This window comes from Burkholderia sp. Tr-862 (genome assembly GCF_011753085.1).
In the GTDB taxonomy this organism is placed as follows: Bacteria; Pseudomonadota; Gammaproteobacteria; order Burkholderiales; family Burkholderiaceae; genus Burkholderia; species Burkholderia ambifaria.
In genome coordinates, this window is record NZ_VWWG01000090.1 from 19,900 (window position 1) to 28,496 (window position 8,597).

The window sequence follows — 8,597 nt, forward strand, 5'->3', positions numbered from 1 at the left end:
GCTGCCGCTACGGAATGCGACGGAGTGGCAGCGATCCGCGTCGCCATGCCGCCATGCCGCCGCCAGCATCGCCTCGGAACCCTCCCCTCGGGACACCCAAGCCCGTCAGCCGGCCTGCATGAATCGCCCCGGCGTGATGCCGAACTGGCGCGCGAATGCGCGCGTCAGGTGGCTCTGGTCGGCGAACCCGGCTTCGGCCGCGGCATCCGCGATCGGCCGGCCGCTTGCAAGCAGCGCACGAGCCAGTCGCGTGCGCGACTGCAGCAGATACGCGTGCGGTGTGATGCCGAGCTCGCGCGCGAACCCGCGCAGCAGCTGGAAGCGGCTCACGCCGCTCAGGCCGGCCAGTTCGGCAAGCGAAACGGGTGCGGCGGGTGCCGCATCGAGCCGCTCGCGGGCCATGCGGATCGCCGGCGCGACGCGGCGGCCGGCAGCGCGCGGTTCGAATGCCGCGCGAGCAGCCCGGCGACCAGCGTCACGAGGGCCTCGTCGCGGGCGAGCGGCAGTGTTTCCCCCGCGACGATCCGCGCATGCAACCGGCCGAAGGCGGCGGCGAGCCGTGCGTCGCGCACGGCCGGATGCGTGAGCTCGACGCTCTCGAGGCCTTCTTCCGTCGCGACGCCCGCGACCAGCGCGGGCGCGAGGTACAGCATCCGCCAGCGCCGGCCCGTGCCCGCATCGATCGGCATCCCGTCGTGCATTTCGCCCGGATTGACCATGATCGCGTCGCCGGCCAGCGCGTCGACCTGCCCGCGGCCGCTCCACGACCGGTGCGCGCCGCTGACGATCACGCCGACCCCGAATTCGTCATGCGCGTGCCGCGGAAACGCGCGATCGGACTCGAGGCTGATCGCCTCGATTCCTTCGTCGGTCCGTCGGTAATGGGTGATGCGATGCATGTGCGCTCCTTGCGCCGGCAGCGGCGCGGATCACGTGCACTCTAGCGCGTTCCGGCGCCGCGCGCCCTTCATCCTTTTGGCCGATACCGCGCGGCGCGCGCAGCCCGCACCATGTGCACATGAGCAGCGTACATGGCCCGCCGGGCCTGAAGCTGCGCGGGAGATGGCAGGTGGAACGACAGGATCCGGTATTCATTCAGGTTGGCGCGCTCGCGGACGGTTTCGCGCCTGACGCGCACGTCCTCGCGCCCGTGAACGCACTCGCTGGGCGCTCGCTGGCCCTCGGCGACGCAGCTGGTGCATGGCGCGTCTATACGTTCGAGGCGGGCGCGCTGCAATGGCGCGACGCGGCGACCGATACGGGCGGCCGCGCACCGTGCCGCGTGACGCGGTTGCGCGACGCGCTGTATTTCGTCGATTACATCGATCCGGCAGCACGCGCGACGTCGGTCAGCCTCGTGATCGACGTCGGCAACGGCGTGTGGACGTCGGTGGTCGGCACGCTGCCGACCGAGGCCGACACGCATATCGACGCGTTCACACGCGTCGCGCGCGGGCTGCCGCTGACGGGCGTCGACGCGGCGTTCCGGCACGGCATGCTCGGCGGCCACGCGCAGCCGGGCCCGCTGCACGGCCCCACGCGCGAACTGATCGGCAAGCGGACGATGTATCGCTACAGCCCGACCGAATGCTACGAGCACATCTACCTGAATGAGAACTTCTACGCATGGCAATGCCTGCAGGGCGTCGAAGGCGGGCTCGCCGATGTGGACCGCTGCCATTACTTCAGGATCGCCGATGAGCTGTATCTGTTCGTGTGGCGCGAGAAGGTGGTGCCGACGCTCGGCGTCGTGCTGATCGACCTCGCGCAACGCAAGACCGACGGCAAGATCTTCGGCTATCAGGGAGGCGATTTCGGCACGCTGTCGAACTTCCCCGTCGGCGCGCATGCGGAGGTTCTGAACGAAACCGTGCATCCGCTCGGCGACGGGGCGCAGCGATGAACGCCGTGCCGGGCAGCGGCCGCCTGCGTGCTGATTTCAGCGGACGCGTCGTGCTGGTCACGGGCGCCGCGCAGGGGATCGGCGCCGCGATCGCGCATCGTTTCGCGCAATCCGATGCGTTCGTCGCGCTCGCCGATCTCAACGCCGATGCGGCTGCCGCGCAGGCGGACGCGCTCGCCTGCGCGGGCGGCCAGGCGCGCGCATATCGCGTCGACGCCGCGAGTCGCGACGAACTCGGCGCGCTCGTCGCGGCGGTCGAACGCGATGGCGGCCGGCTCGACGTCGTCGTCCACAACGCCGCGTATTTTCCGCTGACGCCGTTTGCGCAGATCGACGAGCCGACGCTCGCGCGGACGCTGTCGGTCAACCTGTCGGCGCTGTTCTGGCTCGCGCAGGCCGCGCTGCCGGCATTCGAGCGCGCGGGGGCGGGGCGGCTGCTCGTCACGTCGTCGGTGACCGGGCCGCGCGTCGTCTATCCGGGGCTCGCGCACTACGCGGCGTCGAAGGCCGGCGTGAACGGCTTCATCCGCGCGGCGGCGCTTGAACTCGCGCGCCGCAACGTGACGGTCAACGGCGTCGAGCCGGGAATGATCCGCACGCCGGCGGCCGGCAATCTCGGCGATACGTCGGTCGCCGCGCAGATCGCGCGCGACATTCCGCTCGCGCGGATGGGCGAGCCGGAGGACATCGCGAACGCGATGCTGTTTCTCGCGTCGGCCGACGCGGCGTACATCACCGGGCAGACGATCGTCGTCGATGGCGGCGCGACGTTGCCCGAGAGCGGGGCCGTGCTGGGGGACACGTAACGCAAGCGTCGACGATGGCGCGATTGCGGCCGTCGCGTGTGCCGGCCGCGCGTCGTCGCGCGTGCTGCGCCTACAGCCAGCCGTTGTGAATGAACTCGACGATCGAATACCGGCGCGGTTCGAGCGCGTGCTGCCGGACGGCCTCGACGATCCGCGACACGCCGTCCGCGTAAGGCGACGCGCCGTACACGCGGGATTCGAACTGCAGGCTGCACGCGTCATCCTCGATGCGGATCCGGTGGAATGCATGGCGGCCGAGCTGATCGTCGGGAATCTGCAATGCGTCGCGCTGCTCGTTCGGGTCGCGTACGGAGCGGATCTCCTGCGCTGGAATACCGAGCGACTGGCCGATGCCGACCGCCGTGCCGGGCACGGATGTCTTGCTGGCTTGATGCGACTCCGTCACGCTGATGCGGCAGTCGCGAAACAGATGGCCGCTGGTTTCCAGCATGCTCATGAACTTGAGCATCAGGATGTTCGTATTCGGGCAGAGCACGATGGGGAAGTCGTGCGATCCGGTTTCGAGGTCGGAGCCGGTGGACAGCTCCACGAGCGGCGAACCGGTTGCCTGGCAGAATGCGATCGCGGCAGGCAGTTCGCGGCCGGACCCGGCGTGCACGACGATCGATCGGGCGTCGGTACGTCGGGCGTCGATATGTCGGGCGTCGCTACGTCCGGCGTCATCGCTACGTTGCAGCTCGGTGTGCACATGCTCGGACCAGGCCATCACGTGACAGGTTGACGGGTCGAGCCGGTGCGAGCCGAGCAGTTCGGTTGCCAGCTTGCCGGTGCCAACGACGAGTACTTGCATGGGATAGACGGGTTGAGGTTCGGGTTTCGATACGGAAACGGCTCAGGCCGTTCAAGGGTCCAGCGCGATCATGATGCATCGCGCGGCGCACCGTGATCGCGCATTATGCCCGCCTGAGCGCGACGCACCCATGCAGCGCCGGCGTGTCGACTCGCCGACGTGGCCGGCATCCACGCATGCGTCGCAGTGCGCACGCAAGCGTGAACGGCGCTACGCTGTCGAAACGTCGGCCGGGCGCGTCCGTGTCGCGGCCGGCATTGCCCCCTAACTACGCATCATCAAACACCCCTGGACCCAAGGAGAGCACATCGATGGAACACGACCTGAAAGGCAAGGCAGTCGCGATCACCGGCGGATTCGGTCATCTCGGCGTCGCCACGGCCGCGTGGCTCGGCCAGCGCGGCGCCCGCGTCGCGCTGATCGGCCGCGGCGCGGCGCCGGACGCGCAGACATTGCCCGGCGTGCCGGCCGATGCGCTGCGCATCGGCGGCATCGACCTCGTCGATCCGCAGGCGGCCGCGCGCGCGCTCGACATCGTGAATCGCGAATTCGGCCGGGTCGACGCGCTGCTGAACATCGCGGGCGCATTCACATGGCAGACGATCGCCGACGGCGATGCAGCCACGTGGGACCGCATGTACGAACTGAACGTGAAGACGGCGCTGAACGCGTCGAAGGCCGCGCTGCCGTATCTGGTGGCGAGTCCGGCCGGCCGTATCGTCAACATTGGCGCCGGCGCGGCGTTCAAGGCCGGCGCGGGAATGGGCGCGTATGCGGCGGCCAAGGCGGGCGTCGCGCGGCTCACCGAGGCGCTGGCGGCGGAGCTGCTCGATCGCGGCGTGACCGTGAACGCGCTGCTGCCGAGCATCATCGACACGCCGCCGAATCGTGCGGACATGCCGAACGCGGACTTCTCGCGCTGGGTCCGGCCCGAACAGCTCGCGGCGACGATCGGGTTCCTGCTGTCGGCCGATGCGCAGGCGATCACCGGCGCATCGATTCCGGTGAGCGGGCGCGTGGCATAGCGGGTGGCGGGCTGTCGCGCTCGGGCACGACGTCAACGCATGCGGAATCGCGCACGCGGAATTTCCGCGATCGCCGCGATTTCGATCAGCAGATCGGGGCGGTAGAGACGTTCGACCTGAACGGTTGTCGTCACGGGATAGGGTTCGGCGAAGAACGTCTCGCGGATGTCGCCGGCCTGCATGAAAGCGTCGATGTCGGTCGCGTAGTGAACCAGCGAGATCACATCCTGCATCTGCCCGCCCATCGCGGCGAGCACGTCGCGAATGTTGCCGAGCGTTTGCCGGACCTGCGCGCGCATGTCGGCGGCACCCACGACGTGTCCGTACCTATCGAGTGCGACCTGTCCCTTCAGATGGACGATCCGGCCGTCACCCTGGACCACGGCCATCGAGAACGCGCCGAACGGCGCCCAGAGTTCCGGCGGATTCACTGCTTCGGCCATGACGCGGCTCCTGTTGGTCGGTCGTCGACGCGCGAACGCATGGCCCCGCGCGGGCAGGGGGCCTGCATGTCGCAGTCCATCACCGTATACTGTTCATTCAGCATCATGTGACCGAATCAAGACGTGACCAAGCCTGCCTCCGCGGATACGCCGGACGACGATCCGCGTCCCACCCCGCCCGAACAACCTGAACTGGAAGACTGCTGCAACAGCGGCTGTTCGCCGTGCGTTTTCGACCTGTACGACGAAGCGCTGGCGCGCTATCGCGTCGAACTGGCCGAATGGGAAGCCCGCCACGCGTCGCTCAAGCCTCACCCGTGAGCCCGATGCCGGCGAGCGGTCGCGCATGCACGGTTTCCGTGTCGCCGCCGGCGATGCGCCCTGCGCCCGCCGCCGTCACACTCCGGCCCGCGCCCGCCGATGCATCGGCCCCAACGCGGCCGACAGCGCGACGCACACGAGCAGCACGACCGTCAGCGCCCACATCGCCGTCCTGAATCCCTGCACGTAGTCGAGCGCCCCCGGCTGCGCGCCGAGCCGCGCGAAGAACAGCCCGCCGAGCGTCGCCGCACCGACGGCCGCACCGATCTGCAGCATCGCGGTGACCATGCCGGAGGCGACCCCGGCGCGCGCCGCGTCGACTTCCGCGAGCACGATCCGCACGACCGATGGCAGCACGAGCCCTTGGCCGACGCCGATCGCCGCGATGCCCGCATAGAAGCCCGCGCCGGGCGCATGGTCGCCGGCCAGCGCGGCGGCGGTCGCGACGCCGGCCGCGAGTATCGCGAAGCCGAGCGTGAGCACGCGATAGCCGCCGAACCGGTCGACGAGGCGCGGCATCAGCAACGGGCTGGCGAGGAAGCCGATGCCGAGCGGCAGGATCGCGAGCCCCGACGCGAGCGGCGACCAGTTCAGGCAGCCCTGCAGATAGATCCCGTAGCTCAGGAAGAACGCGCTCAGCATGTAGAACAGGAACGCGAGCGTGAGCCCGAGCGCGACCACCGGGTTGCGCAGCAGGCGCACATCGAGCAGCGCATCGCGGCCGCCGGCGAGCCGGCGCGCTTCGACTGCCAGCAGCGCGCCGAGCATCGGCAGCGCACCAACGACGCACGCGACCATCCACAGCGGCCAGCCCGCCTCGCGCCCGTGCGTCAGCGGATAGACGAGCATCAGCAGGAACAGCGACAGCAGCACCGTGCCGGGCACGTCGATGCGCTGGCCGCGCGGCGGCCGGCTCTCCGGGATGAAGCGCCAGCTGCCGAGCAGCGCGAGGATGCCGATCGGCACATTGACCAGGAAGATCGCGCGCCAGCCGAGCCCGAACGGATGCAGGCTGATCAGCGCACCGCCGCCGAGCTGGCCGATCACGGCCGCGAGGCCGAACACGAAACCGTAGAAGCCCATCACGCGCACCTGCTCCTGCGGGCTGAACACGCTGCGGATCGTCGCGAGCACCTGCGGCGCGAGGATCGCGGCGAACAGGCCCTGCAGCACGCGGCCGCCGACCAGCACCGCGCCGCTGCCGGCGAGCCCGCACAGCGCCGATGCGACGACGAAGCCGGCCATCCCGACCATGAACATCCGCTTGCGGCCGTACAGGTCGCCCAGCCGTCCGCCGGTGATCTGCACGACCGCGTTCGCACACGCGTAGGCCGACACGACGAGCTGCAGCTCGGCCGGGCGCGCACCGATGCCGTCGCGGATGGCCGGCAGCGCGAGATTCACGATGAAGTAGTCGAGCGGCGGCAGAATGGCGCCGACCAGCAGGACCACGAGGGCCCAGCCGTGATGGCTGCGCGGCGGTGCCGCGGCGGCCGCGCCGGCCGGTGCGCAAGGGGCGAGGGTGTTGTCGGTCATGAACGCAAGTCCGGAAGAATGAGGGCTGCATGCTGAATCCGATCGAAACGGGTGTTCAGGCGCGCCGGTGAACCGATATTCTGGGGACCGTCGATGATTCGGAAAAGCGGGAATTGGTGGTAGCATCCATCGGGTTATCCGATTGATGGAGAGGGTGATGCGCGGTTTCGACCTGGATCAGTTGCGCACATTTGCGGCGGTGGCGGACGCCGGCAGCCTGACGGCCGCCGCGCCGCTGCTGCACCTGTCGCAGTCGACAGTCAGCGAGCAGGTGCGCAAGCTCGAATCGCGCGCCGGCGTGCCGCTGTTCGTGCGCAGCAAGCGCGGTGTCGAGCCGACGCCGGCCGGCGCGCGCCTGTTGCAGCATGCACGGCGCATCGTCGCGCTGAACGAGGCCGCGTTCGACGACCTGCGCGGGCAAGCGATCAAGGGCGAGTTGCGCGTCGCGATCACCGACTACTACCGCACGCATGAAGTCGCGGGCCTGCTCGCGCGGCTGCGCGAGTGCTACCCGCAACTGAGCCTGCACGTGAGCGCGATGAAGAGCGCGGAGATCGAAGCCGCCCATGCGCGTGGGCAGATCGATCTCGGCGTCGTGATGAACCTGTCGAGCGGTCCGTTCCGGCCCGCGTCGGCCGATACGCGCTGGGTGCTGCGGCGCGAGCCGCTGTCGTGGGTCGCGTCGCCGGCGCTCGCCGAGCAGTTGCCCGAGCCCTTGCCGCTCGTGCTGCTGCCGGACGACTGCATGATGCATCAGATCGCGGTGCGCTCGCTCGACGAGCAGCACGCGCCGTACGTGCTCGTGCACAGCGCGTCGGGCGTCGCGGGGCTGCAGTCGATGCTCGCGGCGGGGCTCGGCGTCGGCTGTCTGTGCGCGTCGGCGATCGGCGAGGGCCTGGTGCGGCTCGGCGCGAAATACCGGCTGCCGGCGCTGCCCGACGCGGTGTTCTCGCTGACGCCGCCGATGCCGGGCGAGCGCGAGACGGTCACGCAGGCGCGCGAGGTGCTGTCGCGGCAGTTGCTGATGTGAAGCGTGAAGCGGGCGGGGCGCGGCGGGTTTGAACGGCCTAGTCGGCCGTCCCGTCGGCATACGCGCGCAGCCCGTTCGCCAGCGCATCGAACACGGCCCGGCAACGCGGGCTCGTGCGCAGATCCTCGTGCATGACCACCCAGGTTTCCAGTTTCATCGTGGGCCCATCCGGCAGCACGCGCACGAGCCGCGCATCGCGTTTCGCGAGCCCGTTCTGGCAGAAGCCGATTCCGTAGCCCGCACGAATCATCGCGAGTTGCGCGAGATTGCTGTCGGTGCGCAGCGCGAACGCATCGCGCTTCCACAACGGCATCCCGCGCCCGGCCGAGCGGATGAAAGGCGTGACCGTATCGAAACCGATCAGCGCGTGATGGGCGAGTTCGCCGATGGTCGACGGTGTGCCGTTGCGTGCCAGGTAGTCGTCGCGCGCATGCAGCCCGACGTCGATCTCGCCGACGCGCCGCGCGACGAGCGCGTCCTGCGCGGGCGGCGCCATCCGCACCGCGATGTCGGCCTCGCGGTTCAGTACGTCCTGGATCCGGTCGGTCGGCACCAGTTCGATCACGAGCCCCGGATGGTCGCGCCGCAACTGCGCGAGCATCGGCGGCAGCACCTCGACCGCGATCACGTCGCTGGCCGAGATCCGCACGATGCCGCGCACGCCCGCGCCGTGGCTCGCGGCCGCCCGCTCGAACGCGGCCGCCGCGCTGCGCAGCGCCTCG

Annotated in this window: 9 protein-coding genes and 1 pseudogene; 5 read left to right on the forward strand and 5 right to left on the reverse strand. The window is 69.9% G+C overall.

Annotation, left to right across the window (positions count from 1 at the left end):
* Window positions 1-105: 105 nt before the first annotated feature.
* Window positions 106-899: pseudogene (locus F3J14_RS21965) on the reverse strand (AraC family transcriptional regulator).
* A gap of 170 nt (window positions 900-1,069) precedes the next feature.
* On the opposite strand from F3J14_RS21965, the gene F3J14_RS21970 reads away from it, so the two are divergent.
* Both F3J14_RS21970 and F3J14_RS21975 read left to right on the forward strand, forming a co-directional pair.
* A complete protein-coding gene (locus tag F3J14_RS21970) occupies window positions 1,070-1,903 on the forward strand; it encodes a molybdenum cofactor biosynthesis F family protein (RefSeq protein ID WP_166724812.1) in 834 nt (277 codons plus the stop codon).
* Window positions 1,900-2,709 carry an SDR family oxidoreductase gene (locus F3J14_RS21975; RefSeq protein WP_166724802.1) on the forward strand — a complete coding sequence of 270 codons (810 nt, stop codon included), beginning with the start codon at window positions 1,900-1,902 and terminating at the stop codon, window positions 2,707-2,709. Before F3J14_RS21970 ends, F3J14_RS21975 begins: the two co-directional genes overlap by 4 nt.
* A 70-nt stretch (window positions 2,710-2,779) precedes the next feature.
* Here F3J14_RS21975 and F3J14_RS21980 read toward each other — a convergent pair whose 3' ends face one another.
* Window positions 2,780-3,520, reverse strand: coding sequence for a dihydrodipicolinate reductase C-terminal domain-containing protein (locus F3J14_RS21980; protein WP_166724803.1), 741 nt, complete (start codon window positions 3,518-3,520; stop codon window positions 2,780-2,782).
* A 311-nt stretch (window positions 3,521-3,831) separates the two neighbouring features.
* Here F3J14_RS21980 and F3J14_RS21985 point away from each other — a divergent pair, with 311 nt between their 5' ends.
* Complete coding sequence (locus F3J14_RS21985; RefSeq protein ID WP_166724804.1) at window positions 3,832-4,545, forward strand: SDR family NAD(P)-dependent oxidoreductase; 714 nt, start codon at window positions 3,832-3,834, stop codon at window positions 4,543-4,545.
* Between the two features lie 32 nt (window positions 4,546-4,577).
* Here F3J14_RS21985 and F3J14_RS21990 read toward each other — a convergent pair whose 3' ends face one another.
* Entirely contained in the window at window positions 4,578-4,988 is a 411-nt protein-coding gene (locus F3J14_RS21990; RefSeq protein WP_166724805.1) for a RidA family protein, read from the reverse strand.
* A gap of 123 nt (window positions 4,989-5,111) precedes the next feature.
* Between F3J14_RS21990 and F3J14_RS21995 the strand changes: the two genes are divergently transcribed.
* On the forward strand, window positions 5,112-5,309 hold the full coding sequence (locus F3J14_RS21995; RefSeq protein WP_166724806.1) for an oxidoreductase-like domain-containing protein: 198 nt from the start codon (window positions 5,112-5,114) through the stop codon (window positions 5,307-5,309).
* Window positions 5,310-5,384: 75 nt separating this feature from the next.
* Here F3J14_RS21995 and F3J14_RS22000 read toward each other — a convergent pair whose 3' ends face one another.
* Window positions 5,385-6,845 (reverse strand): MFS transporter, encoded by a 1,461-nt coding sequence (locus tag F3J14_RS22000; protein ID WP_166724807.1) that lies wholly within the window; start codon window positions 6,843-6,845, stop codon window positions 5,385-5,387.
* Between the two features lie 157 nt (window positions 6,846-7,002).
* Between F3J14_RS22000 and F3J14_RS22005 the strand changes: the two genes are divergently transcribed.
* The gene (locus tag F3J14_RS22005; protein ID WP_166724808.1) at window positions 7,003-7,875 is read left to right on the forward strand and encodes a LysR family transcriptional regulator; all 873 of its coding nucleotides are present in this window, start codon (window positions 7,003-7,005) and stop codon (window positions 7,873-7,875) included.
* A 37-nt stretch (window positions 7,876-7,912) separates the two neighbouring features.
* On the opposite strand, the gene F3J14_RS22010 is transcribed toward F3J14_RS22005, so the two are convergent.
* On the reverse strand, window positions 7,913-8,597 hold a 685-nt coding region (locus tag F3J14_RS22010), incomplete at its 5' end, for a LysR substrate-binding domain-containing protein (protein WP_166724809.1).

Excerpts from the sequence above, each read along its gene's own strand:
- F3J14_RS21985 (WP_166724804.1), top strand. The coding sequence starts at position 3,832 with ATGGAACACGACCTGAAAGGCAAGGCAGTCGCGATCACCGGCGGATTC.
- F3J14_RS22005 (WP_166724808.1), top strand. The coding sequence starts at position 7,003 with ATGCGCGGTTTCGACCTGGATCAGTTGCGCACATTTGCGGCGGTGGCG.
- F3J14_RS21990 (WP_166724805.1), bottom strand. The coding sequence starts at position 4,988 with ATGGCCGAAGCAGTGAATCCGCCGGAACTCTGGGCGCCGTTCGGCGCG.
- F3J14_RS21980 (WP_166724803.1), bottom strand. The coding sequence starts at position 3,520 with ATGCAAGTACTCGTCGTTGGCACCGGCAAGCTGGCAACCGAACTGCTC.
- F3J14_RS22000 (WP_166724807.1), bottom strand. The coding sequence starts at position 6,845 with ATGACCGACAACACCCTCGCCCCTTGCGCACCGGCCGGCGCGGCCGCC.
- F3J14_RS21975 (WP_166724802.1), top strand. The coding sequence starts at position 1,900 with ATGAACGCCGTGCCGGGCAGCGGCCGCCTGCGTGCTGATTTCAGCGGA.